Source organism: Curtobacterium sp. TC1 (assembly GCF_019844075.1).
Classification (GTDB): domain Bacteria; phylum Actinomycetota; class Actinomycetes; order Actinomycetales; family Microbacteriaceae; genus Curtobacterium.
On sequence record NZ_CP081962.1, the window covers coordinates 100,679 to 125,136 of the forward strand.

The 24,458-nt window shown below is 64.7% G+C and carries 28 protein-coding genes and 5 pseudogenes; 19 read left to right on the top strand and 14 right to left on the bottom strand.

Going from position 1 to position 24,458, the window contains the following annotated elements; translation table 11 throughout:
• Positions 1-49: 49 nt before the first annotated feature.
• Positions 50-751, bottom strand: a complete 702-nt coding sequence (locus tag KZI27_RS00500) for a DUF3800 domain-containing protein (protein WP_222657423.1) — start codon at positions 749-751, stop codon at positions 50-52.
• A 393-nt stretch (positions 752-1,144) separates the two neighbouring features.
• Here KZI27_RS00500 and KZI27_RS00505 point away from each other — a divergent pair, with 393 nt between their 5' ends.
• Positions 1,145-1,750, top strand: a complete 606-nt coding sequence (locus tag KZI27_RS00505; RefSeq protein WP_222657424.1) for a GNAT family N-acetyltransferase — start codon at positions 1,145-1,147, stop codon at positions 1,748-1,750.
• A 127-nt stretch (positions 1,751-1,877) separates the two neighbouring features.
• Positions 1,878-2,222 carry a histone-like nucleoid-structuring protein Lsr2 gene (locus tag KZI27_RS00510; protein ID WP_222657425.1) on the top strand — a complete coding sequence of 115 codons (345 nt, stop codon included), beginning with the start codon at positions 1,878-1,880 and terminating at the stop codon, positions 2,220-2,222.
• A 109-nt stretch (positions 2,223-2,331) separates the two neighbouring features.
• On the opposite strand, the gene KZI27_RS00515 is transcribed toward KZI27_RS00510, so the two are convergent.
• Positions 2,332-3,147, bottom strand: a complete 816-nt coding sequence (locus KZI27_RS00515; protein WP_261783834.1) for a hypothetical protein — start codon at positions 3,145-3,147, stop codon at positions 2,332-2,334.
• A 153-nt stretch (positions 3,148-3,300) separates the two neighbouring features.
• Positions 3,301-3,453, bottom strand: a pseudogene (locus KZI27_RS20420) (DUF4236 domain-containing protein); the annotation flags it as partial.
• Positions 3,454-3,554: 101 nt separating this feature from the next.
• Here KZI27_RS20420 and KZI27_RS00520 point away from each other — a divergent pair.
• Complete coding sequence (locus tag KZI27_RS00520; protein ID WP_261783835.1) at positions 3,555-4,352, top strand: G5 domain-containing protein; 798 nt, start codon at positions 3,555-3,557, stop codon at positions 4,350-4,352.
• A gap of 514 nt (positions 4,353-4,866) precedes the next feature.
• Positions 4,867-5,064, top strand: coding sequence for a hypothetical protein (locus tag KZI27_RS00525; RefSeq protein ID WP_222657427.1), 198 nt, complete (start codon positions 4,867-4,869; stop codon positions 5,062-5,064).
• A 76-nt stretch (positions 5,065-5,140) separates the two neighbouring features.
• Here the strand turns inward: KZI27_RS00525 and KZI27_RS20115 are convergent, their stop codons facing one another.
• Complete coding sequence (locus KZI27_RS20115) at positions 5,141-5,266, bottom strand: hypothetical protein (RefSeq protein WP_261783836.1); 126 nt, start codon at positions 5,264-5,266, stop codon at positions 5,141-5,143.
• Between KZI27_RS20115 and KZI27_RS00530 the strand changes: the two genes are divergently transcribed.
• The 3 genes and pseudogenes from KZI27_RS00530 (at position 5,256) to KZI27_RS00535 (ending at position 7,246) form a co-directional block, all read left to right on the top strand.
• Positions 5,256-5,504 carry a DUF4913 domain-containing protein gene (locus KZI27_RS00530; protein WP_222657428.1) on the top strand — a complete coding sequence of 83 codons (249 nt, stop codon included), beginning with the start codon at positions 5,256-5,258 and terminating at the stop codon, positions 5,502-5,504. The genes KZI27_RS20115 and KZI27_RS00530 overlap by 11 nt on opposite strands.
• A gap of 12 nt (positions 5,505-5,516) precedes the next feature.
• Positions 5,517-5,777, top strand: a pseudogene (locus tag KZI27_RS20425) (hypothetical protein); the annotation flags it as partial.
• Positions 5,774-7,246, top strand: coding sequence for a TIR domain-containing protein (locus KZI27_RS00535; RefSeq protein ID WP_222657429.1), 1,473 nt, complete (start codon positions 5,774-5,776; stop codon positions 7,244-7,246). The pseudogene KZI27_RS20425 and the gene KZI27_RS00535, both read left to right, overlap by 4 nt.
• Before the next feature lie 608 nt (positions 7,247-7,854).
• On the opposite strand, the gene KZI27_RS00540 is transcribed toward KZI27_RS00535, so the two are convergent.
• Positions 7,855-8,841, bottom strand: a complete 987-nt coding sequence (locus KZI27_RS00540; RefSeq protein WP_222657546.1) for a caspase domain-containing protein — start codon at positions 8,839-8,841, stop codon at positions 7,855-7,857.
• A 5-nt stretch (positions 8,842-8,846) separates the two neighbouring features.
• Positions 8,847-9,218, bottom strand: a complete 372-nt coding sequence (locus tag KZI27_RS00545; RefSeq protein WP_222657430.1) for a TIR domain-containing protein — start codon at positions 9,216-9,218, stop codon at positions 8,847-8,849.
• 105 nt (positions 9,219-9,323) lie between these two features.
• Between KZI27_RS00545 and KZI27_RS00550 the strand changes: the two genes are divergently transcribed.
• The 5 genes and pseudogenes from KZI27_RS00550 (at position 9,324) to KZI27_RS20130 (ending at position 12,975) form a co-directional block, all read left to right on the top strand.
• Positions 9,324-9,998, top strand: a complete 675-nt coding sequence (locus KZI27_RS00550; protein ID WP_222657431.1) for a DUF6338 family protein — start codon at positions 9,324-9,326, stop codon at positions 9,996-9,998.
• Positions 9,999-10,482: 484 nt separating this feature from the next.
• Positions 10,483-10,708, top strand: a pseudogene (locus tag KZI27_RS20335) (recombinase family protein); the annotation flags it as partial.
• 114 nt (positions 10,709-10,822) lie between these two features.
• On the top strand, positions 10,823-10,969 hold the full coding sequence (locus KZI27_RS20340; protein ID WP_315971192.1) for a hypothetical protein: 147 nt from the start codon (positions 10,823-10,825) through the stop codon (positions 10,967-10,969).
• Positions 10,970-10,993: 24 nt separating this feature from the next.
• Positions 10,994-11,797, top strand: coding sequence for a hypothetical protein (locus KZI27_RS20125; protein ID WP_261783838.1), 804 nt, complete (start codon positions 10,994-10,996; stop codon positions 11,795-11,797).
• Between the two features lie 48 nt (positions 11,798-11,845).
• Positions 11,846-12,975: pseudogene (locus tag KZI27_RS20130) on the top strand (IS30 family transposase).
• On the opposite strand, the gene KZI27_RS00565 reads toward KZI27_RS20130, so the two are convergent.
• The gene (locus KZI27_RS00565) at positions 12,940-13,362 is read right to left on the bottom strand and encodes a winged helix-turn-helix transcriptional regulator (protein WP_222657432.1); all 423 of its coding nucleotides are present in this window, start codon (positions 13,360-13,362) and stop codon (positions 12,940-12,942) included. The pseudogene KZI27_RS20130 and the gene KZI27_RS00565 sit on opposite strands and share 36 nt — an antisense overlap.
• Before the next feature lie 109 nt (positions 13,363-13,471).
• Between KZI27_RS00565 and KZI27_RS00570 the strand changes: the two genes are divergently transcribed.
• Positions 13,472-14,341 carry an oxidoreductase gene (locus KZI27_RS00570; protein ID WP_315971188.1) on the top strand — a complete coding sequence of 290 codons (870 nt, stop codon included), beginning with the start codon at positions 13,472-13,474 and terminating at the stop codon, positions 14,339-14,341.
• A 980-nt stretch (positions 14,342-15,321) separates the two neighbouring features.
• Here the strand turns inward: KZI27_RS00570 and KZI27_RS00575 are convergent.
• Positions 15,322-15,540 carry a hypothetical protein gene (locus tag KZI27_RS00575; protein WP_222657433.1) on the bottom strand — a complete coding sequence of 73 codons (219 nt, stop codon included), beginning with the start codon at positions 15,538-15,540 and terminating at the stop codon, positions 15,322-15,324.
• Positions 15,541-15,679: 139 nt separating this feature from the next.
• Here KZI27_RS00575 and KZI27_RS00580 point away from each other — a divergent pair, with 139 nt between their 5' ends.
• Positions 15,680-15,832: a hypothetical protein gene (locus KZI27_RS00580; protein ID WP_222657434.1), complete on the top strand. Its 153-nt coding sequence runs from the start codon at positions 15,680-15,682 to the stop codon at positions 15,830-15,832.
• 33 nt (positions 15,833-15,865) lie between these two features.
• Here the strand turns inward: KZI27_RS00580 and KZI27_RS00585 are convergent, their stop codons facing one another.
• Positions 15,866-16,144, bottom strand: a complete 279-nt coding sequence (locus KZI27_RS00585) for a hypothetical protein (RefSeq protein ID WP_222657435.1) — start codon at positions 16,142-16,144, stop codon at positions 15,866-15,868.
• 227 nt (positions 16,145-16,371) lie between these two features.
• On the opposite strand from KZI27_RS00585, the gene KZI27_RS00590 reads away from it, so the two are divergent.
• The gene (locus tag KZI27_RS00590) at positions 16,372-17,328 is read left to right on the top strand and encodes a helix-turn-helix domain-containing protein (RefSeq protein WP_222657436.1); all 957 of its coding nucleotides are present in this window, start codon (positions 16,372-16,374) and stop codon (positions 17,326-17,328) included.
• 19 nt (positions 17,329-17,347) lie between these two features.
• Here KZI27_RS00590 and KZI27_RS00595 read toward each other — a convergent pair whose 3' ends face one another.
• From KZI27_RS00595 to KZI27_RS00605, 3 genes are all read right to left on the bottom strand, one after another.
• Positions 17,348-18,259, bottom strand: coding sequence for an NAD(P)-dependent oxidoreductase (locus KZI27_RS00595; protein ID WP_222657437.1), 912 nt, complete (start codon positions 18,257-18,259; stop codon positions 17,348-17,350).
• A gap of 208 nt (positions 18,260-18,467) precedes the next feature.
• Positions 18,468-18,791: a hypothetical protein gene (locus KZI27_RS00600; protein WP_222657438.1), complete on the bottom strand. Its 324-nt coding sequence runs from the start codon at positions 18,789-18,791 to the stop codon at positions 18,468-18,470.
• Between the two features lie 11 nt (positions 18,792-18,802).
• Entirely contained in the window at positions 18,803-19,234 is a 432-nt protein-coding gene (locus KZI27_RS00605; protein WP_222657439.1) for an Hsp20/alpha crystallin family protein, read from the bottom strand.
• 479 nt (positions 19,235-19,713) lie between these two features.
• On the opposite strand from KZI27_RS00605, the gene KZI27_RS00610 reads away from it, so the two are divergent.
• From KZI27_RS00610 to KZI27_RS00620, 3 genes are all read left to right on the top strand, one after another.
• Positions 19,714-20,451, top strand: coding sequence for an ANTAR domain-containing protein (locus KZI27_RS00610; protein ID WP_261783839.1), 738 nt, complete (start codon positions 19,714-19,716; stop codon positions 20,449-20,451).
• Positions 20,452-20,465: 14 nt separating this feature from the next.
• Positions 20,466-21,233 carry a GAF and ANTAR domain-containing protein gene (locus tag KZI27_RS00615; protein WP_222657440.1) on the top strand — a complete coding sequence of 256 codons (768 nt, stop codon included), beginning with the start codon at positions 20,466-20,468 and terminating at the stop codon, positions 21,231-21,233.
• A gap of 76 nt (positions 21,234-21,309) precedes the next feature.
• The gene (locus KZI27_RS00620; protein WP_181437489.1) at positions 21,310-21,501 is read left to right on the top strand and encodes a hypothetical protein; all 192 of its coding nucleotides are present in this window, start codon (positions 21,310-21,312) and stop codon (positions 21,499-21,501) included.
• 22 nt (positions 21,502-21,523) lie between these two features.
• Here KZI27_RS00620 and KZI27_RS20135 read toward each other — a convergent pair.
• Positions 21,524-21,766, bottom strand: a pseudogene (locus KZI27_RS20135) (transposase); the annotation flags it as partial.
• Between the two features lie 77 nt (positions 21,767-21,843).
• Entirely contained in the window at positions 21,844-22,470 is a 627-nt protein-coding gene (locus KZI27_RS00630; RefSeq protein WP_222657441.1) for a TetR/AcrR family transcriptional regulator, read from the bottom strand.
• Between the two features lie 405 nt (positions 22,471-22,875).
• On the opposite strand from KZI27_RS00630, the gene KZI27_RS00635 reads away from it, so the two are divergent.
• Entirely contained in the window at positions 22,876-24,393 is a 1,518-nt protein-coding gene (locus KZI27_RS00635) for a carboxylesterase/lipase family protein (protein ID WP_222657442.1), read from the top strand.
• The last annotated feature ends 65 nt before the right edge of the window (positions 24,394-24,458 follow it).

Sequence of the window (24,458 nt, forward strand, 5' to 3'; positions counted from 1 at the left end):
CAGACCCCCTCCGCGCACGCGGGCCAAGGGGGTCTAGCTGTGTCCGGAGTCAGATCTGCTGCGGCCCGCGAGCGGGATCACGCTCGGCAAGGTACTTCTCGTACCACTGCTGGGCAAACTGGTTGCTGTCGTGCTGATCGAGGTACGCGTTCGCGCTCCATGCGACCAGATCGGCCATCTGCTCCAGCTGCGACTGTTGCGAGTCAAGGTGGATGGCGTCCTCGATGACGCGACGCTTGTCCAGCTTGAGCGCTCGGTGCGTCGATCGGTATGTGGAGTCCGACCCATCGCCATCCATGAAGATCATCGCCAACGAGTTCGACTGCTCGAGCTCATGCTCCACACGGGAAACTAAAGCCGTGTACGCCTGCTGCCGTGTCTGCGCGAACTCTTCCGGGAGACCGTTCCGGTAGACGGCGCCGACGCGCAAGCCCTGCGCGCAGCGCAGGGTCTCGAGACACTCTTCCGCGACCTCGCGCCCAAAATCTTTCCAGTAGTCCACGCCGTTGTGCCTGTGTCGCTCTGGGAACTTGCGCGAGATCCTGCCACGGCCGTTGACGTAGTCGACCGTGTGTAGCTCTTGGGTGACCGGGATCCCCGACTCACGCCACAGCCGTTTCCGCAGCTCGAGCCAGTCCCGCAGAATCCCTGCCCATCGGTCTGGAGCGAACTCGATCCACCCGTAGACGACCAATCCCGACTGCGGCCGCCCCGAGTCGTCGACGTAGATGAGGCGATCAAGTCCTGGCACGGCCCCATTCTTGCAACCTTCAAGCCCGGACCCGGAACGGCTCGGGCGTGCTGTACCACGCCGGCGCGATGTCTCGATAGCCGATCGGCTACCGCACGGCCCGGCGCCCGTGTCGGTGCCCTTGGAAGTCCGCGGACGCAGATGTCGCATCAGACCCGCCCGGTGACGTGCCCGGCTGGGGAGAGCTACGCGAGACATAGCGAGCATGATCGACCAGGTCATCAGGCACGGCAGCGTCCTCAACGGCGCCCTGGACTTCGCTGCAGAGCGGAAGTCCCCCGCCGAGCTAGCTGCCGAGCGACGCCCAGCGTAACGTGGCCGCCCTTGGGATCATCGAAACCTCCAAGAACCACAGCGACCCACGTTCAAGCACGGCAGCCGTAGCGTGAACCCGTGGACGAGATCCGATCTGACCGCTACCCGTTGCATCCAGCCTTCGACCCTAGCCTCGCGGCATGGCTCACTTCGCTGGAGGAACTCACCTCATCCGAGTTCACGATCCGGGAGGCAACAGCAGGCTCCGCTGACGCTCGTTGGCTGAGATACATGCAGGGTGCCTGCGAACCGATCGACCCCCAACCAGAGTCCGAAAACGACAAAACGATCGCCGGACAGTTGGTGCTCTTCGCGATGGTCGGGCAAACACCTGTCGGGTTCTGCGTCTCGATGACCGACACCGCGGCATCGGACCCGATGTTCATCCAGACCGTGGGGGTCGTGGGAACCGCACGTGGCCGCGGCATCGGCCTTGCGCTGATGCACGCCGTCGCGGAGCAGGCCCCGGACCGCAACATTGCCCTTGCCACCCAGAATGACAATCTGGCAGCGCGACGCATGAACGAGCGCTTTGCAGCGTCGATCGGCGCTGAACTCCGACGATTGAACCTCGGCACGTACAACGACGACAACCTCGGCATCCGACGCGGTCTCGGCTACCGTGCCTGGACGATCGACCGGTCTCACCCAACTGCAGACAGCCCGATAACGAGCATGGGTTAGGCGCCCGGAGCCTAGCAGGCCTGTCCCCGGCTCATCCAAATCTGACTTTGCTCTGAATCTGCAAAGACGCGCGCCCGACGAGATATCTGTCACAGTAGAGGCAGCTCCCAATCGAAAGGTAAATTCCATGGCGCAGAAAGTCACCACTCACCTGGTCGATGACCTCACCGGCGACACCATCGAGGAAGGCAAGGGGCGCACGGTGTCCTTCTCCTTCGACGGCGGGCACTACGAGATCGATCTCACCGACGACAACGCTGACGCGCTCCGCGAAACGCTCTCTGACTACGTCGCTGCCGCGCGGAAGGTCAGCGGCCGCGCCGGGCGTACCAGTTCCGGGGGCGCATCGAAGCGTGGGAACTCGGAAGAGCTCGCGAAGATCCGCGAGTGGGCCAACGCGAACGGCCACGAGGTCTCCTCCCGCGGCCGCATCAGCCAGGCCGTCCGCGAGGCGTACGACGCCGCACACTGACGCGACTCCCCCACGAGAAGAGCCGGCTGCCCTCGAGGGCAGCCGGCTCTTCTCATCGAGGCCGATACGGCGGTTTTATGTCAAGTGGCGATCCCGCTCGGTAACGGCATCAGCGTGGCGCCATCCCGAGGAGCGAGCCCGCTTCGTCGAGGGCGGTCACGCGTGAGGATTGCACGCTCCAGAACAAGCCTTGCGCTGTGCTGATCTCCAGCCGACCGTATTGCACGACGGGAAGGGCGGGGTTGTTCTTGAAGCGCCGGTCCGGGCCGCCCTTGACGTTGACGTACTGCCAGGTCTCGCCGATGAGCTGTGTGTCTTTCGGCACGTGTCCCGGCTGTTCAACGAAGCGGGTCACTGACCGCCGTACGGTCAGATGCCGGTAGGCCACGTCCGAGTAGCGCTTGCCGGTGCCCACGAGAAGCCGGTCCGGCAGGAAGTAGAGCGTCTCGCTCCCCGCCCGGACGGTCGGGATGTCGATGTTCGTGGCGAGATACCTCGGCTGCTGAATGCGTGCCTCAGCGGAGACTCGTTGGACGATGGAGCCGACGCCAGCGTTCACCTTGTGTTGGTACGTGGTCTGGACTTGGCCCGACTGGACGGTTCGCCAGAGCTTGGCGCTGCTCGAAGTGGCATCCCATGAGGTGACGAACCGGTCGAACCAACGAGCTGCGTTGTCCTCGAGATCGTAGAAGAGAACGACGTTCTTCCGGAGCCCGTCACGAAGGAACAGCCACCAGCAGCCCGGGATAGCGAGTGCCCAGACGATGAGTCCCCACGGCATGAGCACTGCCCCGATCCCGAAGGCGGCAATCGCAGCGATCCAGCCCCAGCGCGGTCGTCGTGCAGCATCGTTGAGCTGCTGCACGATGTCGTCGCCGCCGGTCGGCCGGAGCTCGAGCGCAGATAAGCCGCTGGTGTCATCCATGAGGACTTCAGCTGGGTTCCACGGCACGGACGCCACTGGCGGTGTCTGGACACTGGGTCTGCTTCGCGCGGGCTTCGATGAGAGATACATCACGCCGCTGGAACCGACCCGTACGTAGTTCCCGCGGGGCCCTGCGCCGATGCGAAGCCCTGGCACCCCCGCGCTAACACCGATACCTGACTTCGACAGGTTGAACCGCAGCGGCCCAGCTTTCACACTCGTGCGGATCGAGATCCCCATGTGCCCCTCCTTTGGGTCTCGCTCATGATGCAGTGCCGAGAGCTCACGACGCGAGTGCTCGAGCATGTTCCGACGTCGTTGGCGCACCGCTCACCCCCGATCTGGGGGAAAGCGTTGAGCTGGGCAGCCCCGCAGACTTGTGCGGTCCTCATCTCCAGGGAGCCGCAATGCCTTCACACCATCCGAGCAGCCACCGCCCGATCGGCACCAGCCGCAGGAAGCTCCCCACCACGACGTGGGTCGGGATCATTGGCACTTCGATCCTGGCGCTGATCGCCCTTGCTTCGGGCGGTGTGTGGTCGATGCTGCTGATGACCGCCTTGGTGGTGCTGATCACTGCCGTCTACGGCCTGTTGTTCCGGCGCACCACCTGGCTCAGGCTCCCCCGGAAGCGTTCCGCAGCGGCGCTCGGGGCAGGGCTCGCTTTCGTTGTACTCCTCGGCTCCGGATCAGCCTTCGGTGCCGCGCACCCGTCGAGTCCCGCAGCCGATCAGCCGGCGGCGATCGCAGCCTCCCCCGCCCCCACCAGGACACCACACGCTGCAGCGACGACCAACACACCGACACCGACACCGACACCGACACCGACGGTAACGACGAAGCTCGTCACCGAAACCGCCAGAATCCCGTTCGAGTCCACGACCGTCGAGGACGACACTCTCGCGCAGGGCACGACCACCGTGACGACCGAAGGCGTCCGTGGTGTCCAGACCACGACCTACCGCGTCACGATCACCGACGGTAAAGAGACCGGACGCCAACAGGTTCGCCTGGAAGTCACCACCCCACCAGTGGCGCAGGTCACGAGCGTCGGCACATACGTCGCACCAGCCCCGGCGCCGGCGCCGGCCGTGCCCGACGGGGGCGGCGCAACCGCTCTCTGTGTTGACGGGTCTCTCTCGTACGCTGCACACCACCAGGGCGCATGCTCGCACCATGGCGGCGTCGCCCAGTTCTACAAGTGATTCGAATCTCGACGGAACACGCTCCCACGCCGATCCGCAAAACGAAACAGGCCACGGGCTCCCGCCGCCGCCATCGGGAGCCAGCCGTAGCATTCGAGCAAGCTCACGCTTGTGAGCGCTGATGGCAAAGGAGCCAATCATGCGAGTTGCCGCGTACCACTCGACGAACGAGTCGGATCCTGACGTCCACCACGTGGACAATGACTGCCCTGTAGGCCGACAAATCCCGTCCTACAACAGGGAGCCCGGAACAAACGGCTGGCGCCGCTGCGAACGCTGCGAGTAGCAGCTGCCCTGGGTACAGGTGAGACCTCGCCTGCACCCAGAGGCTCTCGCAAAGACCGGCTTCTGGCGTGACGCACCGCGGGACACCCTCGCCCTTCCGCACGGAGCCGAATAGCGATCGCGAGGCAGCGAACTCCGGCAGCTCTAGAGCGTCCGACGGCTCCGGGAGACCAGCCGATACCGCGCTCTTATGTCAGTTTAAGGTTCTAAGGACTCAAGGGCCGCCTCAGTGCTCGAATTGCTCGAAGGAGCGAGCGCACCCGGCGTGCGCCGGTTCGACGTCGATGCATTCGTGCAGTCAAATAATCTGCTCGAGCTGCTGTCGAAGGACGACGTGGGCTCCGCCGGCGCGCTGCTGACCACGCTCATCGGTGCCATCTGCAAGTCCGGGAACAACAGGCGCAGCGCACCGCGCGCGGCCGGCTGACAGTGCCCGTCGTGACCGAGCTGGACAAATGCGCGAACATCGTACGGTGGCCGGAGCTGCCGTCCGGGTACTCGTTCTACAGCTCGCTCGGCATGCCGATCAACACGTACTTCCAGTCGCGCTGCGAACGCTGATCGAGCAGGACGACCCGGCGCCGACCGCGGCTCCGCACGAGGTGCAGGCGGGCGCTCGTGGCTGACATCGAGGGCTTCGACCCCGCGAGAATGGACGACGCGGCCGCGGAGCTCACCGATCCCGAGCTCACGGACCCGGAACTCGCCGGCGAGGACGACGAGGACGTGGGGCAGGTGAGTATGCGTGCGGTGCTCCTCGATTGGGTAACGGCGCACTTCGCCGGCGTCGAGTACGTGCACACCGACGAGCGGGCTCCCTGTTGCCCGGAGTGGTGGAAGCGCCCCGAGGTGGTGTCCCGACTCTGAGCGCTCTGGCAAGCCCAGGAGCAGGCCGAAGCGGATGCTGCCGACGACCTGTCAGCGCCGTCTGACTGGTCGTTGTCGCACTGGGACCGTCGCGCGGCGGTCCTGTTCGACTCCAGCCGCGGACCGTTCCGCAAGTGCGACCGGTGGCTCGAACACCTGCACAGCAGCGACGGCCTGCACGAGCAGCCCGTGCCGGTCGACTTCCCCCACACAGCTGGCATTCCCTCCAGTGAGCGCCGCAAGGAGTCCCCGCGCCCTACGATGACCACATGAGCCGTACTCGCGTTGAGGAAGTGTTCAAGACTTCCGGCATCCCAACCCATACCTTCGTCCCCCCGGCGGCCTTCCCGAGGCTCAAAGTTGCACTTCGCACCCCGGGACGGGGTGTCATCGTCGAGGGGCCATCCGGAATCGGGAAGTCGACCGCGATCGACAAGGCCCTTCGAGAGCTTGAGATGGACGCGAATGTCACACGTCTCTCAGCACGCGAGCCCACTGACGTTGAGTATCTAGAGGCCCTGCCCGACCTCGGCAAGTTTGGTACCGTGGTAATCGACGACTTTCACCGCCTAGAGGAATCGGTCAAGGGGCGCATTGCCGACCTACTGAAGGTGACAGCGGACGCCGAGGACGAGCAGCGTAAGCTCGTCATTATCGGTATCAATGACGCTGGAAAATCCCTCATTGACACTGCCCCAGATCTGACAAATCGACTTGAAGTGGTCCGATTCGAAATCGAACTTCCTCAAAAAATTCAGGAGCTTGTAGAGGCAGGGGAGGGTGCTCTAAATATTACCCTCGCCGCCAAATCCCTAATTGTGGAACGCTCTCGCGGCAGTTTCTACATCGCTCAGCTTTTGTGCATGAACGCCTGCATTCAAGCCAATGTGCTCGAACGTCCGGTTTCACGTAAAGCCGTAAACACGCCTTATGCGGCGGTGCAACGACAGGTTGTGGAACGTCAGAGGGACCGATTTGGGGACGCGGTTCGAAGCTTCGCCCGCGGCACACGGTTCCGCCCCGGCGGGCGGGCACCATACCTGCACATTCTCCGATGGCTTGCGGAGTCGGATGCGTGGAGCATTTCGATCGAAGACGAAATGAGGCATCACCCAACCGAAAAAGCCAGCGTCTTCCTCGTCCTCGATCGCGGATACCTTGCTAGCCAGGTCAGCTCACCAGAGATCAGCAGGCTTCTCCACTTCAACGAGCATGGTTCCATTCTGTCCGTCGAGGACCCAATGCTGACCTTTTACCTGCGATCCATATCATGGCCAGACTTTGTGCGCGAAGTCGGTTTCGCTAAAGTCGACTACGAAGAGACGTACGACATCGCCTTGTCGTTTGCCGGAGAAGATCGCGCTTACGCTGATGCTCTACGCGACGGCTTGGAGGATCTCGGACATACAGTCTTTTACGATATGGCCGAGCAGCACCGCTTCCTCGGGGAAGACATTGAAGCCTTCCTTGCGCCCATTTACGCCTCAAATTCAAGGTATGTGGTTGTGGTACTCGGCGAAATGTACGGGCGCAAGCGATGGACGCTATTCGAGGCGAGCAATTACAAAAGTCGAATTGATGAAGGGCAAGTAATCCCTGTTTGGTCCACGCGGGTTGCGGCAAGCCCATTCGACTCCACGCGAGACAGGGGCGGTCTCGACTTTGATCCTGATAAGGAAGCACTCCCCCAGGCTTTACAACACGCCGGGGTGATTTCAAAAAAGCTCGGCCTGATGGACTAGTTCGGAATCAGCGGGCCCGCGGCGGTGGAAACGGTTCACTTCTCGTTCGACGGCAGTCACTACGAGATTGACCTGTCCGACAACGCCTAGCAGCTCCGCGAAGCGTTCTCCGACTGCATCGCCGCAGCTCGCAAGACCGGCAACCGCAGCGGCCGCGCATCCTCTGGCAGCGCCCCGAAGCGTGGCAACTCCGATAAACTCGCCAAGATCCACTCCCCCACACGCAGCAACGGCCGGTCACCCCTCGGGTGCCCGGCCGCTGGTGTTTGCGCCGATGATGGCGCCTTATTTCAGGACCACTCGGCCGCGGAAGCTCTGCGCTCCTTGAACCTAAGCCAGTGCGTTGGCGCGGCGCAGGGCCAACACGTACTCTCGAGCTTGTTCGCGATCGCTATCGCGCTCTTGCTCGGTGAGGTCGGCGTACGCTGTCGTGGCCTGGTTTCTCCATCGGTCGACTAGGTGAGCGGGGATACGCAGGCTCCCGTCATCGAGCTGATCGCACTGACTGTGTAGATATTCCTGCCAATGCGCCCATCGTTCGTGCTCCACTGCGGCAATGGCCTCTAACGCAGCTGTCGTCTGCAAGAATTGGTCTGTCGAACCCGTCATCAGATTAACCCCTTATGCACGAGGTTCCAGTAGTGCTCGCCAAGGACTGTAAGTTCACAAGCAGTACTATTCATTGCGGCGAAATACATTGCCGAAGCATTTACCGGGCGGACTAGATTCACCTTCACATAGTTCTGTAGCACCCTGAAGGTCGCATTGTTGACCGGGTCGGGCTCGGGAATCGCTGGATCAGCAGCTTGTTCGGCGGACCGGTCAGGTTCGTACGACGGATCCAGCGGTAGCTGGTAATCCGGCTCCGGGAATATCTCGACCAGACGGTGAAGCTCGCCGAGGGAGATCGGTGGCGTCGCCTTCCTCAATGAAACGAAGGTTTTTACATTTGTCTTGAAGACCGGTCGTTGTTGCCAGGGGCCTAGAGATTGATCGATGTGCGCGTAAACACTTCCTGGGGTGATGTCCCCAACCAGGTTCGCTGCCGCACCGTTCAGAGCGTCGATGAGGAGGCCTGTGAACACACCGGACCCGCCCAACTCCATTGCGTACTGCTCCGCGGTTGATGCAGCCAGGATCGTGACGCCATTGTGAATCTGCGCTTGCCCGGCTGCTGCGGTGTTCGCCGCCGCCGCCCCACTGTGGCAGCTGTCGAGGACGATCACCTTGTTGGTCGCCGGAGACCTGCTTGCGAAGGTCACCACGTCCGCGAGAGCCACGCCGTCGTCACCGGATGCGGCGTCGCTGGTGCAGAGATATCCACCTGTGTCCTCAAGGAAACCGTGGCCTGAAAAGTAGAAGAGCGCGATTTCTGCGTCGTCCTCGAAGAGTTGACGGACCGCATCCTTCAGATCCCCTCGACTGATCGCCGTCTCTGCGTTAGTGGCCGTTATGAGCCGAGGGTTTGTGAAGTTCTTCGTGCCATCAGCGTGATGCTCGAGAACGCCTTCAACGTCATGCGCGTCGTTGACGCATCCGCGAAGGCTCTGTAGATGCTCGTAGTGATCGACTCCAACGACTAGAGCCTTCCGCATGCCCATCAGAGCGAATCGATGAAGTCGCTGATATTCTTGTCGCTCCAAGTCTTGGTGGAGACGCCCGCAATCGTCGCCCGGTCATCCGTGTACGCCCAGATGCCCAGAATCGGCTTACCTTCCTCCTTGGCGCAGGCGATTTCCCACTTCTGCCCTGTCGAAGCAGCGGAGTTCTTGCTCACAAGAACGATCACACCATCCGAGCGACGGATGCGCGTCCGCACCTTGCTCTGCCAGTCGGAGTCGTAAGCCTCCTTGACTGACATGTCAATGAACTCGTAAGGGGCTCGAGGGGACAGCGACTGCCCCTTGAGGAAGTCACGCTGGCGCTCGTCCTCGATCGCGAACGCTACAAATACGGTCTTCGTACTGGTCATTTGGGGCTCCTTTGCTCCGAGGTGGGTTTGATCACGAGTCTACCGACAAGACCCGACATCGGAGGCCTATGCTCGACGAGCAGGACTGCTCAGAAGGAGATGCGAGTGACGCTACCTGAGTCCATGTTTGGCGTTGTGGCCTTGGTCGCCCTGGTGATTCCGGGCGTCGTGTTCGCCGGAGTGCGATCCTGGCTCCGCGGCTTCAAATGGTCCGATCAGACGGCCTCGACGAGAATCCTCGACGCGCTCTTGGTGAGCGTCGTCCTCGATGCTGTCTATCTGTGGCTCTTCGGGAAGCTGCTCGTGCCCTTCCTCGCGAACCCTAGGCCTGAACTCGCTGCTCACCCTGCTCAAGCGGGGTTCTTGGCCACGCTACTCGGCGTCATCATTCCAGCGGCCCTAGCGCTCGGATGGCACGCGGATGTGGCCTGGCGCCCGTTGCGGTGGCACTGGTGGCCGTCTTGGATCCGGTTTCCTCGGCGTCGAACCGCGCACGAGAGCACGCCAACAGCTTGGGACAAGGCGGCGCCTCGCAAGACGGACGTTTGGGTGAAAGTGCTCTTGCCCAGCGGTGAACGTGTCGCTGGCTGGGTCAGTGGTGAGAGCTTCGTGTCGACCTACCCGCACTCTCGCGACATCTACATTCAAGAGCAGTTCGCCGTCGACGAGAGCGGCACCATTGGCGAACGTCTGGAGAACACGGCGGGTGTCTGGCTCAGCATCCCCGACGGGGCGATAGTTGAATGGCTCTACCCCAACAGTGAGGACGAATCCGCATGAACGACCGACAGCCGAATCACGATCACGTCACCGAGGGTGCCATCACCAGGGGCGCCGCTCCCACAGGCAACCGCCCGGCGCCCACCCGGGCCCCACAGACACCCTCCGGGGTTTACGTTCCTCCGAAGCCGTCCAACGACCAGCCGCGCAACTAGCAACGAGCGGCAGAAGCACGCATCCCTCTCTAGGTCGCCGAGATCGGATACGGCGGTACTGTCAGCGTGATCGCTGCCTCTCTGGGGTATACCCCAGCGCTACGGCCACGCTGCTGTTCGTTTCGCGTAGTTCTAGGGTGCCGTTCCGCTCTTTTGCCACAGGAGTGTGCGAGGGTCTAGGAGTGGTGCAACGCAAGACGCAGACCGTCGCCTACGTTCGGGTGAGCTCAATCGATCAGAACCTCGACCGACAGCTCTAGGCCATCGGCGACGTCGACCGACTGTTCGAAGAGAAGATCTCCGGCGGCTCCCGCACCGACCGAACCGCGCTGCTCGACTGCATCGGATACGTCCGCGACGGCGACCCCGTCCGATTCGCATCGATGGACCGGCTCGCCCGCTCCCTCGGTGACCTGCGGAACATCGTCGACGAGATCACCGCCAAGGGCGCATCGGTCGAGTTCGTCAAAGAGCAGCAGACCTACAGCCGCGACACCGACGACGCCATCGGCCGGCTCATGCTCAACCCTCGGCGCCTTCGCCGAGTTCGAACGCACCCTCATCCGCGAACGCCAACGCGAAGGGATTCGTATCGCCAAGGCCGCCGGCAAGTACAAGGGCCGCTCGCGAAAACTCACCGACGGCCAAATCACCGAAGCACGCCGACTCATCAGCACCGGTGTCCCCAAGACCACTGTCGCCCGTCAGCTCAGCGTCGACCGCACGACGCTCTATCGGATGCTCGCTACCTCCACCGCACTCTCCCCCGCGACGCCCACTGCTGAGCACCCCGAGGGGAAGCGCGAAACCGTGTAGCGTTTGGCGCCCCCCCGGATTCACTTGATCGACGCAACACCTTCCTCCGAGGTGTTGCCCTTGTACTTGTCCCTGTCGTCTCCGCAAGCTGTCCGGTTCCTCGCCCTGATCCGGGAGGGGCGCGGTCTCAAACCTTCCGCCCGAATCGCTGGCGTCGGCAAGGAGACCGGGTACCGGTTCCTTCGCGAGCGGTATCTGCAGCTGCGCCGTTCCGGTTCTGACCCTGCAGCAGCGTTGACCGTCGTCGGTGTGACGAGCAGTCGCGTGGCCTCGTGGGAAGCGCGTCTGAACCTCGACGGCAGGCATCATCTGCGCGTCGAGCTGAGCGTCGAGGAGCGGTTCTGGTCGGCGTTTCACGCGGGTGCATCTGTCGAAGCTGCCGCGGCCGGAGCCGGGCTGGGCCGCGCGACCGGCTACCGGCTCGTCCGACGCCGATTCGACGAGCTCCGGGAGGGAAGCTCCGTCGCGTCTGTCGCCGTCACGCTTCGGCTGAGCGGGAAGCGCGCTGACCTGCTCGAACGGGAACGGCAGAGCAGACTCCGCCGCGACCAGAGCGCCGCCGCGGCGGCGCTGCGCAAGGCGTTGGCAGCGTCGGCGCGCGTTGCTGAGCTGTCACTGACGACGACGCGGCGAGGGCGAAAGGCCCGCGACGTTGAGGACGAGTACTGGCAGCTGATGCGGCAGGGCATGAGCAACACCGACGCCTGCAGACTGCTTGGCATGTCTCGACGCTCCGGCACCCTGATTCGCCAACGAGCCGGCTACCGCATCCCGCCAGCGAGCCCTATCGAGCCGGCGTCGTCGGGACGTTACTTGGCGCTGCGGTAACGGCTCGAGATCGCCGACCTGCGCCGACTGGGACTCTCGATACGCCAGATCAGCGTCCGTCTGGGCCGGCACCCCTCGACGATCAGTCGCGAGCTCCGACGGCACCGGACGGGAAGCGGGGACTACTTGCCGCATCTTGCTGACGATGACGCCAGGCGCCAACGCGCTCGTCCGAAACCGCACCGCCTCGTCGCCGATGCCGCGCTTCGGCGGCTGGTGCAGCGGAAGCTGAACCGGTTCTGGTCACCGGAAGAGATCAGCGACTGGCTACGAAAGACCTACCCCACCAACCCGGCCATGCGCATCTGCCACGAGACCATCTACCGAGCCCTGCTCCTCCGGGAAGATGCTGGCCTGCACAAGCGCTACACGGGCAAACTCCGCACCGGACGTCGAGTCCGACGCACCAGGTGGAACAACCCCATCGGTCGAGGATCCCGGATCCGGAACATGGCCAGCATCACCGAGCGTCCCGCCGACGCAGCCGACAAGCAGACCGCCGGCCACTGGGAAGGCGACCTCATCGTCGGTGTCGGTTCCGTGTCCGCGATGGCCACCCTCCGTGAACGCACCACCCACTACGGCATCGTCCTGAACCTCCCGAACGATCACACCGCGCGCAGCGTCAACGCTGCGATCACGGAAGCGTTCGCCGCGATCCCCAACCACCTAAACGGTCGCTGACCTGGGATCAGGGCGTCGAGATGGCCGCCCACGAACAGCTCACCGCCACGACCGGCGTCCCCGTGTTCTTCGCCGACCGTTCCAGCCCATGGCAGCGCGGCGCGAACGAGAACTTCAACGGGCTCCTCCGGCAGTACTTCCCCAAGGGCACCAACCTCGCCATCCACAGCCCCAGCCACGTCACCACCGTCATGAACGATCTCAACAACCGCCCGCGAAAGCGCCTCGACTACGACACTCCAACCCAACGATTCAACGCCGAGAAGCGCCGCAACACAGCCCTCCAGCTACCCCGAAACCAGCCCCAAATCGACCAACTGTTGCGTCGACCATCAGAATCCGCCGTGCCTTCACCGGGCTTTTTTGCGGGACAGGCATACGGGAACCCCCTGGTCAGACAGCAGAAGACAACGGAGCGCTCTGAGGGCGACAGTTGGCGTGTAGCGGTGAACGACCGACTATCGGGCGGCGTCGAACCGCGCTTGATGTGCTGAGACGTCATCGCGGTGGGTTTCGGACCATGTCTTGAGCTGCCGGACCGTCTGGTGCAGGGAGATCCCGAGGGCGGTGAGTTCGTACGTCACGGATACGGGGACAGTCGCGGTTGCTGTCCGGTCGACCAGGCCGTCACGTTCGAGCGACTTCAGCGTCTGCGACAGCATCTTCGGACTCACACCCGCCAGGACCCTCGCCAGTTCGGAGTACCGCATGGGACGTGGTTCGCCGTCGCAGTCCGGCCCACTCCCCAGAGCCGACAACACCAGAGTCACCCACTTGCCGGACACCTGCGCGAGCAACTGCTGGCTCGGGCATGCGGCGAGGAACGCGTTGTACTGCACCTTCGCTGCTGCCTTCTTCTCCGCCGCCGTGATAGTCGCCAAGCTTTCCTCCTGGGTATCAACGCACTTCTGGGTAACTACTTCCGAATGGGAATCCCCGCGTCCAGGGTGGAGCACGGCACGTTGATCCGCAAGCACTGGAAGGCACACCATGAGCACCACCACCGAACTGCCCGGCGGCACCTGGACCCTCGGCGACCGCACCGTCTCGCGTTTCGGGTACGGCGGGATGCAGCTCGCCGGCCCCTGGGTCGTCGGCCCGCCGAGAGACCACGATGCCGCGATCGCCGTCCTCCGCGAGGCAGTGGCGCGCGGCATCACCCACATCGACACCGCCGAAACCTACGGGCCCCGCGTCGTCAACGAACTCATCCACGAGGCCCTGCACCCGTACGCCCCGGGACTGTTCATCGCGACGAAGGCCGGCGGACGTCGGGACGCGCAGGGCGGTTGGCCTGCTGCACGCAAACCCGATGACCTCCGGGCGCAGATCGACGACAACCTCGACACACTCGGCGTCGACGTCCTCGATCTGGTCCACTTGCGCCTGGGCGACGCGAACGGTCCGGTCCCTGAACGGATCGACGAAGCATTCGAAACGCTCGTCGACCTGCAACAGCAGGGACTCATCCGACACCTCGGCGTCAGCAACGCCACCGCCGAGCAGGTTGCACAAGCGCAGTCGATCGCGCCGATCGTGTCAGTACAGAACATGTACAACCTCGCCAACCGGTGGGACGACGCACTCATCGAGCGACTCGCCAACGAGGGGGTGGCCTACATCCCGTTCTTCCCCCTCGGGGGATTCACCCCGCTTCAATCCGGCGTACTCTCGGCCGTCGCAGGACGGCTTGACGCGACACCGATGTCGGTCGCGCTGGCGTGGCTCCTGCACCGCTCACCAAACATCCTGCTGATCCCCGGCACATCCTCCGCAGCACACCTGCGAGAAAACATCGCCGGTGCCGGGCTCACCCTGTCCAGCGACGACCTCGCCGAACTCGACCAGATCGCAGGGTGACCAGCGAGTGGTGGGTGCATTCGGCAGCACCCACCACGCACCCGCTGAGCGATGCTTGAATCGGAACGCCGCCGGCTCGGGGCATGCCCGGCCGGTAGCCGATCCTCTTACGGGCCCCTCGCCGTTCCCAGGGAGAGAGCAACAGCGCGCGTTCGGCGGCAGCTTCCCTCAAGCCCCTGCAGCACATCGCGTCTCACAAATTGCCATGATCACGCGGCAGGACCCCCGCCAGGTCGAGACGACTTACCGAGACAGACCAACCCCGCCCAACTGCTGGCATCGTCAACGCGAAAATGTGTCTCACGCCGGCGTCTCGACCTGGCGGGGGTCTTGCCCGCAGTGACAGTCTCGGCGCCGTAGGCGTCGTAGGAGACCTGGTAGGCGTAGTAGGGACATTCCACGCGCACGAGCGGATCGGGAGGGCGGCTTCCACAGCCTCGATGCCTCGGCGCCTCGGTCCGGGTGCATTAAGACGGTGCGGCCGCGCCACGGACGGCCTATCGTGGGCGGCAGGTGACCGATGCCCCTGGCCGCCGGAACGATCGCATTGTCCGATGCCGGCCGGAGACAGACATGACCCTCAGCAGCAAACCGCTACTCGCACGATGGCGGCCCATCCATGAGTGACGCGGATCTGCGTTGGAGCGTCCTCGATGCGGACACATGGGAAGCGCATGCCGGACTTCAGCACGTTGGGAACGTGCGGCGCACGTCGGCGTATGCCGCCGGGTACGCCGTTCAGCTCGCGGAGGGTGACCTGATCGGGAGCCACACCAGTTTCGAAAGTGCGCAGGCGCAGCTTGACGCGTTCGCACGGTGGCAGTCTGGCGCTCAACCGGCACTGTGACCGACGACGCTGAGCGCCCGCACGGGCGAAGCGCAGTGTTCAGGCAGGACAGAGCGAGGGTGGCTGCACTGTTGGTCGCTGGTCATCTCACTGCTCATGGCGCTCATCGGGGTCACGCTGTGCTGGTTGAGCGTCAGATCGGTGAGGGAGTGTCAGGGTCGTGGAGGAATGTCTCATACGTTGCGTCCTGTGGCATCCCGATGATGGGGTCGGGGACGATGTAGAGCACGTCGGTGTGGGTGCCGACTACGTCCCGCAGTCGGGTCACCGCCTCGATCGCTGAGGCTGCTTCCACACCAGCAACCGCTGGTTCGGCGTCATCGCCCGGCATGTAGCCCGCACTCCACCGCATGCCTCATTGTGCGCATCTGTCTCCAGCTGAAGCAACACCGAAGGCGGGCGTTGGGCCTCTGAGCGCAGTTCTCGGACAGCTGCTGGGGCCCTGGATACGGTCGAACCCGATCCTCGCTACTACGTTGATGGGAGATGACATGAGCTTGTACGAGACCGATCCTGCTGCCGAACCGGCTCGCATCCGAACGATCGCGCGGGCCCGGAAGCAGTGGAAGCGTGCCGGGACCACGAACTTCGCGATCGATGACGAAAACTTCTTCCGGGACGTGTCTCCGGAAGCCGTCGGATAGGCCGCAACGGCTTCGCTCGGCTCGGCTCGGTGCTTACCGTGTGTGGAGTGCGCGTGTTCGGCGGCTCAGGTCGGCAACGAACGACGCGTCCGGGCTTTCGAGCAGGTCGTCGTCTGCTCGCATCGACCGGAGCCGGGTAGCCGGCCCGACGAAGAGTCGCTCCCACATGAGGGCGCCGTCCTCGTCGACCGCTGGCAGCTCGACTTCGTCGGCGCACCACGCCAGCTCCAAGGATGCGAAGTACGCCAGCAGCGCTCGCGCTGCCGCGTCGCTGGTGAGCATCATCTGAGTGTCGTGGAAGACGTATTGCACGTTGGGCTCTTCGCTTGCAGCAGGGGCCGGGGAAGGTTCGACGGACTGCGGATGGAAGGCCGAAGTCCGGGGCCGCTGAAGTTCTGAGCATATCCCGTCGGCCGCGCGCTGAACACAGACACCGCGCCTCTCGCGCCACGGTGGTCGCGGACGGGAGCAAGCCCGCGTGACAGAACTGAACTGCGCAGTCCGGATGATCGCCCGAAACCTTTGGCATTGTGGAGGGTATGGCGGTGGAGGAGCATCGGGAAGCGATGTCGGGTCGTGTTGACGAGTTCGAGGCTCGACTCGCAACCGTGTTCGGGCGGGTACCGGATGGTGGCACGCATCGGCTTGAGCTGCGACGTGCTGGGGACGATGACGTGTCGATCACACGGGTGTTGTGTGATGCCGGCCGGGCGGGGAGCCTGGAGCAGCCAACACACCACCTCCTTGTCGCCGTTGGGGACGGTGACGTCACGTTCACCGCTGATGACGGTGAGGTGTTCACGGCGTCTCCTGAGGTCCCTGTTCTGCTGCGTGCGGGAACCCGGTACTCCTACGTCGTCACCGGAACGCGGCTGGCGTTACTGCAAATCTCCGACCAGCTGTTGCAGGCCGCCGGCACCTCCGCACGTGGTGCACGGCCGGATCGGGTGATGTTGTCGCAGCCACGAACCGAGGAGGACTGCCGGTCACTGCTCGCGCTGATCCGCGACGCCGGTCACGTGATCGGCGGTCCGAGTATCAGCGTCCCCGCGAGGATCCGCCTCCACAACACCATCGCCAACCAGGTGCTGTCGGTGCTGACGGCCGACACCACTGCCGCCCCTTCCGGACTGTTCGGTCATGTCGCGACCGCTGACTCCTTGATTCGGCGACAGTTGCCGGCGCCGGTTGCGCCGGCGGAACTCGCTGCAGCGGCCGAGATCAGCCTTCGTACCTTGCAGCAAGCGTTCCAAGAACAACTCGATCAGACCCCCACGGAGTACGTCCGCGCGGCCCGACTCGACCTCGCACGCGACGCACTCGCCGGGGCGGACGCGGACGCGACGGTGACAAGCGTGGCGGTGGCGTGTGGGTTCCGGCACCTTGGCCGTTTCGCCGCCGCATACAGCGAACGATTCGGGGAACAGCCCCGAGAGACCCTCCGGCACGGCCGGCAGTCCGCAACACGTATCGAGGCCGCGCAGTCGCGACGGTAATCCGGTGCGCCTGTGCTCGTCACCGGCGGAGCTGCTGGTCCGCGCGCTCTTCGAGCAGCCGCACGGCAAGGAGCTCGCCGAGCCGGTCACCGTACCGGTCCAGCGCTTCCCGGTGAAGCACCGCTGAGGCATCGAGCACCGGGCTGTCGACACCACTATCCGCCCGGAGGGACGCGACGATGTCGAGTTCCTCGACGACACGGTCGATCCCGAAGGTGGTGAGGTAGTCCCCGTCCAAGAGCCGGCCGGCGTCGTGTTCGAGGAACTGGCTCGAGCCGGCACTGCCGCGCAGCAGCCGATGCAGGTGCTCGGTCGGGAGCCCCAGCTTGGTGCCGATCAGCATCGCCTCGGATGCGGCGGCGGCGTTCGCGAACCACAATGCGTTAGCGAGGAGCTTCACGATCTGGCCGTCCTCGACGCGATCGCCAACACGGCAAATCCCATTGGGAGCGGCAAGGCGCGCCAAGATCGGGAGTGCTCGCTCGACCGCGGCGCCGGTGCCACTGACGAAGAACCCCAACTCCGCAGCTGCTGCTTCCGCAGGCGAGCCGCCCATCGGCGCATTCACCACCTGCACGCCCCAAACGGCCGCCTCCTGCGCGAGCGACAGCGTCGTCTCCGGCGACCCGGAGGTGCAGTCGATCCACAACGACCCCGGCGCGAGCGATGGAAGCGCCAAACGGGCGACGTCGTTGAGTTCTCGAGGGCCTGGAAGCACGGTGACGAGGACCTCGCACGAGACCGCCAGGTCCTCGATAGAGTCGGCCCACTCGACGCCGTTGCCATCGAACGCGCGCATCCGGCCGCGATCGATGTCGTGGACCGCGATCGAAAACGAGCGCTGCAATGCACGTGCGATCGGCGCACCCATTCGCCCGACACCGACAACCCCGATCCGCCCCAAGCTCGTTGCCGCTCGCGCTTCGTCCATGCGCCCACTCTGTCCCATGCCGCGGGCCGCCGGCACCGTTCCAGCTCACCGTGGACGACCTCGCCGCGATGGACGCCCTCGACACGGGCGGCCGTGGCAGCATCCCGGTCGACTTCATCAACCTCGAACGCAACAAGGAGTGGCGACCACCGCAGACGGACGGGGCCCGGTGCACGACGTGCACCGGGCCCCGTCCATCTGCTGCCGATCACCCGAGGCGATGGCCAGCCGCACCGACCATCATCACCGTCCCGGTATCCGTGTCATCCGCGCGCGGCGGGTTGAACAGGTTCCAGTAGGCACGGACGGCGCTCCAGCCCGCGATGAGCAGAACGGTGCCGACGACCGCCGCGACCCAGGGCAGGACGGGCGAACACTCCCAGAGCGAGGGAGCAGCGAGCCACAGCAGGAAGTTCCCCGTAAGGCTCCCGGTCGCGCCGAGCAGCGCCGCCGTGCGCCGGGCGAGGCTGGACAGCGTGAGCGCGATCGTCACCGTGGCCATCGCTGCGAAGGCGTTGACCATGTCGAACACCGCTGCGGCTCCTACTCCCCGGTGCCGACGGCGAGCTGCTCGCGACCGCCACCCGTGGTCACCGCGACCTTGCGCGGCTTCGCAGACTCCTTCACCGGGATGGTGACGCTCAGCACACCATTGTCGTAGCCGGCCTCGATGCGCTCGGAATCCAGCCCGTCACCGAGGGTGAGCTGGCGGACGTAGGTGCCCGGCTGCCGCTCCCTCGTGAGCCACTGCGACCCCTCCGGTGCGCCGAGGGTGCGCTCTGCACGGATGGTCAGGACAGAACCGTCCACGTCGATGTCGACAGAGCCCGGGTCGATGCCGGGCAGGTCGACGTCGAGGACGTAGTGGTCCCCCGTGCGGTACAGGTCCAACGGCATCGAGCGCGGCCCCGTGGACCCGAGGAGGGCACCAGCGAGACGGTCGAGCTCGCGGAACGGGTCGAGGTTCATCGTCATGGAAATCAACTCCTTCGTGTCTGCTGTTGAGTCCCCTCGACTCAACTGCCAACGTTCTAGCACTCGACCCTTGAGAGTGCCAAAAACTCGCTCGGAAAATGCTCGGAACACCTCCGCAGGATCTCTCCCTGCGGCGACCAAAGGCAGGCGCTCGAGACAACGAGTTAGCTCGCCACCGTGCTGGGCGCCCGGTGATCGATCGGCTACCGGAACGAGATCACGACACGGAGCGCGGCGAGAACGACGACACCAGACGAAGCTGCTCACAGACTGTTCGTCACCGGCGAGTAGGTCATAACTCATGCTCTCGCACCACGCCGCCCGGTCAGGGATCGGTTACCGAGACAACTTGAGCTCGGACGGCGGCGCTTCGGTCCCCAGGGCTGACGTCCGAGATAGCGTGCGTATTGAGTCGTTTGCCCGGACCTAGCACTGAGCTCTGAGCAGGGGAGGTTCGTGATGGCTGTGTCACCGTCCGGTTGGAGCGCGACCTGCGGCTGCGGGTTCGGGCGATGAGCGACGAGGGGTTCATCGACGCGGTCGCTGCGCTGTACGGCGCCGGCGATCAGGATGACCTGTGCGCACCGTTCCTGTCGGCGTTGCCGGTGACCGGCGTTGCTATCTCGACGCTTGGTGAGCCCTTCGGGCCTGAGACCGTGTGTGCGAGCGACTCGACGGCAGTCCGGTTGGATGAGATCCAGTTCGACCTGGGGGAAGGTCCGTCCTGGGACGCGATGCGGTCTCGGCTGCCGGTGCTCGAGCCGGATCTGCAGGCATCGACGTCGGAGCATTGGCCGGTCACGTTGATGGCGCTCCAGGTCATTCACCTCGGCGCGGTGTTCGCGTTCCCGATGCATGTCGGCACGCTCAACATCGGCACTGTTGACCTGTACAACCGAGCCGCTACTGCCCTTGCCGGAGACGTCGTCGCAGATGCGGCCGCGCTCACTGAAGCCGTCAGCCGGCAGGTGCTGCATCGTGCTCTCGCCCGCCGCGAAGACACCGGTGCCGGCGCCCACGATGTCAGCCGTTACTCCCGGCGCGAGATCTACCAGGCCTCGGGCATGGTCGCCGCGCAGACCGGCGCGGACGTGAACGACGCCCTGCTGCTCCTCCGCGCGTCCGCGTACACCGCCGGCCGCACCGTCCGTGACCTCGCAAACGACGTGATCCACCGCACGGTCGACTTCACCGACCGCGACGGCTCCGGCTTCTGAGGAAGGAAGCAGCCATGGTCAGAACCCGAGAACAGCAACTCGTCGAAACGTTCGTCACCCTCACCGACACACTCGTCGCCGACTACGACATCGTCGAACTGTTGCAGTCCCTCGTCGACAACGCAGCCGAGCTGTTCGACGCGACTGCGGCCGGGATCTTGCTCGTCAACCAGTCGCAGGACCTGGAAGTGGTGGTCTCCACCAGTGAGCGCAGCGCGCTCGTCGGGTTGCTGCAGCTCGAAGCCGGGGAGGGGCCGTGTGTGGAGGCGTTCACGACGGGGTCACCGGTGTCCGTGCAGGACGCCGACGAGATGCGTCGACGGTGGCCACAGTTCGCGGCAGCGTCGCAGGAAGCCGGCTACACCTCCGTGCACTCCATCCCGCTGCGGCTGCGCGACACCGTCCTCGGATCGATGAACCTGTTCCGCGAGACACCCGGCGCACTCAACGAAGACGACGCGATCGCGGCACGGGCACTCACCGACGTCGCAACGATCAGCATCCTGCAACAACGCACCACCGAACACGCGAACCTCGTCGAGACGCAGCTCCAGCACGCACTCAACAGCCGCGTCGCGATCGAGCAAGCCAAAGGATTCCTCGCTCACACCCACCAGGTCGACATGGACACCGCGTTCACCCTGCTGCGCTCCTACGCCCGCACACACCAAGCCCGAATCGCCGACACCGCCCGCGACGTCATCGCCCGCACCATCACCATCCCCACCCCGGACACCGCCGCGTCCGCGGGACCCCTCGGCAGCGGGAAGCACCGACCCTGACCCCGTACCCGCAAGGAACTCCACCAGCCGGGGCTAACGCGTCTTCCGTTGGACACGGCTGAGTAGCATGGCCATCATGGGACGTATGTGGACACGGCGGCCGCATCGACTCGTGCTTCCCGCCGCTGCCGCCTGCCTGCTGCTCGGCATCGGATTACTCCTGAGCCCCTGGGATGGCCTGGTCACCATCGCCGCCTGGATCCTCATCCTCGTCGCCTGCATCGGCGGGACCCTGACCCTGTTCCTCATGCGAACACCCAGCAGCTGAACAACCGAAATGGGTCCACGTCGGCGAGGGGACCATTCGAGGTGCTATCGCCCGCGAGCTGGCGATGCCACGCCCACACCGTCTGCCACGGAGCGAACACCTCGGGTAGGTCCGGCCTCGCGATCCCGGTCCGATACCGGAAGATGATGCCCTCGACCATGCTCCGCGCGTCCGAGAAAGGCCGACCCTTCCGATCCGTCCGACCAAGCGGCAGCTCAGCGATCAACGCCCACTGCGCATCCGTATGCAACTGAAACCGAGACACCCCACAAGCATCCCCGACGCAAGACACGCCCTAGGTGTTGTACGCCCCGAACCGCCGTCGCTTCACGCCCCGCTTGCTCAGGTCGTTCCAACCTCCACGGTGAGTCCTCGGATGATGCCAGTGACGACCACGAGCTGTGTTCGTGAGGCTTGGCCATCGATCGCCGCCTCACTGACGGCTCCGGTATGCGCGGCGACAATCGCTTTCGCGAAAAGGGCGACGTCGACGATCGGCTTGCGACCGTAGGCGGCTACCAAGTCCTCGAAGCGCCCACCTAGCTCAGCGACAAAGGGGTTCTCGTCGAGTTGCAGGCTCTGCGCGAAAGCGGAATCCGCGGAAGCTCGTGCGAGGAGCACCGCCCGGAGGGCGTACCACTTGCGCTCAGGCGGCAGCGCCTCGAGGAGCCGCTCCACCCCGTCTTCGAGGGCGTCCCCGCGGGTTGCATTGTCGATCTGGCTGTCGAGGGCGATCAGCAGCCGCTCCCAGACGCCCGCGGCCTGCTCGTGGTGCAGGGCGAGGTAGAGGTCGTCGACGCTGCCGAAGTTCGAATAAAACGCACCACGCGTGTAGCCAGCACGCGTGCAGATGGTCTCGACGCTCTGGCGAATTGTGCCTTGCTCGTCGAAGAGCTCGGCGGCGGCCGAGAGGAGCCGTCGCCGCGTCTCGAAACGACGACGCAACGGCCGCTGCTGGACATTGCTCATCCTCCAAATGTAGGGCCGAAGGGGTCTATGCAGCTCATTCCCAGGATCCTTCGATTTTAATACACATCGCATCGAACTGCATGAAGGAGGCGGGTGGCCATGGCGACGCAGCGAGCAGGTTGGCAGCGAGCACGGTGGCGGCGAGCACGGTGCTGGGTTCCGCTCGTGCTCGTAGCTGCATCCGGCGGAGTGCTCGTCTGGCTCAATCAAGGGCGCTGGTGGGCGTGGCTCATCGTCGGTGCCACCGCGGCAACACTTGGGGCGGTAGCGCAGGTGTGGGGCCGCCGACGGTGGTTCGTACAGGTTCCAGCGTGGATCCTTTCCGCCTGCCTCATCGGAGGGGTCGCGATCGCCGCCGGCCCACCGCTGACAACGCGAACAATTGACGGTGCGCACACTGCGGCCGTGCGGACCGAGCAGGGCGACGTGGTCGGCATTCGCGACGAGAGCAAGACGGTCGACGTATTCGCTGGCATCCCCTACGCGGCGCCACCTGTCGGCGATCTGCGCTGGGCAGCACCCCACCCTGCGTTACAGCGGGACGCGACGCTGGTCGCGGATGACTTCGGTCCTGCTGCCGTCCAGTCCGAGTCGAGCTTCGCCACCCGTGCGGCGACCCGCCTACTGGATATGCCGCTCGAGCACACCTTGCTCAACCCCTATCCCACGGACGAGGACGCGCTGCGACTCAACATCTGGCGGAGCAGCTCACTGCCTCCTGCACAGAAGTTTCCCGTGCTCGTCTACGTGCACGGCGGCGCGTTCACAAGCGGGTCGGGGGCGTTGCCAGCCTACGACGGCACCGCTCTGGCCGCACGTGGCGAAGCCATCATCGTCACCATCAACTACCGCCTCGGCGTGTTCGGCTTCCTCGCTGACGACGAGCTGGAAGACACGGTCGGCAACCAAGGCCTCCGTGATCAGATCGCTGCGCTGCAGTGGTTGCAGGACAACATCGCCGCTTTTGGCGGTGATCCCGACCGGGTCACAGTCGCCGGCCAATCGGCGGGATCGGGGAGCGCCTGCATCCTGGGGGCATCACCGCTCGCGGCGGGGCTCGTGCACGGCATCATCGGCGAGAGCGGGGGCTGCCTCGGGACGGCCGGCGATCGAGACGCTGGCGATCTCTACGACACCATGGAGAACGCCCGCGATGCTGCCACCGCGCTCAGTAAAGCTCTCGGCGGCGCAAGCCTCGCCGAGATGCGCGCCATGCCCGCCGAGCGCATCCAAACAGCTGCCAAGTCGCTCACGATGCACTGGTGGCCCACCATCGATGGAGCAGTGCTCCCCGCCACCCCCGCCGAGATCTATGCAGCCGGCGAGCAGAACGACGTGCCGCTACTGCTGGGCAGCAACGCCGACGAGGCATCGCTGAACCTGATCGCCGGGATGGACTCCGACCCTGATGCGTACAAGGCAGAGATCCGCGATACCTACGGTGAGGATGCGGGCACCTACCTCCAGCTCTACCCAGGCCACGATCCGGATCAGGTGCTCGAATCTCGCGTGCGCGCCGAAACCGACCGATCGATGACCAGCGCAATGCGCGTGTGGGGAACGACCGCGGCAGCGACCGGGAACTCGAACGTCTACACCTACTTCTTCACACGGACGCCGCCCGAACCCTCACTCGAGCGCTTCGGCGTCTACCACGGCGCGGAGGTGATGTACGCATACGGCAACCTCGGTGCCGACGGAAAGGCCAGCTACGGTGCAATCGATCGTCGGCTAGAGGCAGAGATGACCGGCTACTGGCTCGCGTTCATCAAGACCGGAGACCCCAACGGCGGGAGCCGCTCGCCTTGGCCCACCATGCAGGAATCCCCAGAACACGTCCTCGAACTCGGCGACACCACCACAATCTCCCCTCGCCCCCGCGCGCACGCGGTGGACTTCTGGCTGCACCAGCTAGGCACATGACCGGTTAGCTGTGGTGTCCGGGGAGGTCGGAGCATCTGCTGAGGGGGGATCCGACGGCCCGGACA

What these genes read in the sequence shown, in the direction of transcription:
- KZI27_RS00510 (WP_222657425.1), top strand. Translation starts at nt 1,878, where the DNA reads ATGGCGCAGAAAGTCACCACTCACCTGGTCGATGACCTCACCGGCGAC.
- KZI27_RS00515 (WP_261783834.1), bottom strand. Translation starts at nt 3,147, where the DNA reads ATGGATGACACCAGCGGCTTATCTGCGCTCGAGCTCCGGCCGACCGGC.
- KZI27_RS00520 (WP_261783835.1), top strand. Translation starts at nt 3,555, where the DNA reads ATGCCTTCACACCATCCGAGCAGCCACCGCCCGATCGGCACCAGCCGC.
- KZI27_RS20115 (WP_261783836.1), bottom strand. Translation starts at nt 5,266, where the DNA reads ATGTCAGCCACGAGCGCCCGCCTGCACCTCGTGCGGAGCCGCGGTCGG.
- KZI27_RS00535 (WP_222657429.1), top strand. Translation starts at nt 5,774, where the DNA reads ATGAGCCGTACTCGCGTTGAGGAAGTGTTCAAGACTTCCGGCATCCCA.
- KZI27_RS00540 (WP_222657546.1), bottom strand. Translation starts at nt 8,841, where the DNA reads ATGCGGAAGGCTCTAGTCGTTGGAGTCGATCACTACGAGCATCTACAG.
- KZI27_RS00545 (WP_222657430.1), bottom strand. Translation starts at nt 9,218, where the DNA reads ATGACCAGTACGAAGACCGTATTTGTAGCGTTCGCGATCGAGGACGAG.
- KZI27_RS00570 (WP_315971188.1), top strand. Translation starts at nt 13,472, where the DNA reads ATGAGCACCACCACCGAACTGCCCGGCGGCACCTGGACCCTCGGCGAC.
- KZI27_RS00575 (WP_222657433.1), bottom strand. Translation starts at nt 15,540, where the DNA reads ATGCGGTGGAGTGCGGGCTACATGCCGGGCGATGACGCCGAACCAGCG.
- KZI27_RS00580 (WP_222657434.1), top strand. Translation starts at nt 15,680, where the DNA reads ATGAGCTTGTACGAGACCGATCCTGCTGCCGAACCGGCTCGCATCCGA.
- KZI27_RS00590 (WP_222657436.1), top strand. Translation starts at nt 16,372, where the DNA reads ATGGCGGTGGAGGAGCATCGGGAAGCGATGTCGGGTCGTGTTGACGAG.
- KZI27_RS00595 (WP_222657437.1), bottom strand. Translation starts at nt 18,259, where the DNA reads ATGGACGAAGCGCGAGCGGCAACGAGCTTGGGGCGGATCGGGGTTGTC.
- KZI27_RS00605 (WP_222657439.1), bottom strand. Translation starts at nt 19,234, where the DNA reads ATGACGATGAACCTCGACCCGTTCCGCGAGCTCGACCGTCTCGCTGGT.
- KZI27_RS00615 (WP_222657440.1), top strand. Translation starts at nt 20,466, where the DNA reads ATGGTCAGAACCCGAGAACAGCAACTCGTCGAAACGTTCGTCACCCTC.
- KZI27_RS00620 (WP_181437489.1), top strand. Translation starts at nt 21,310, where the DNA reads ATGGGACGTATGTGGACACGGCGGCCGCATCGACTCGTGCTTCCCGCC.
- KZI27_RS00630 (WP_222657441.1), bottom strand. Translation starts at nt 22,470, where the DNA reads ATGAGCAATGTCCAGCAGCGGCCGTTGCGTCGTCGTTTCGAGACGCGG.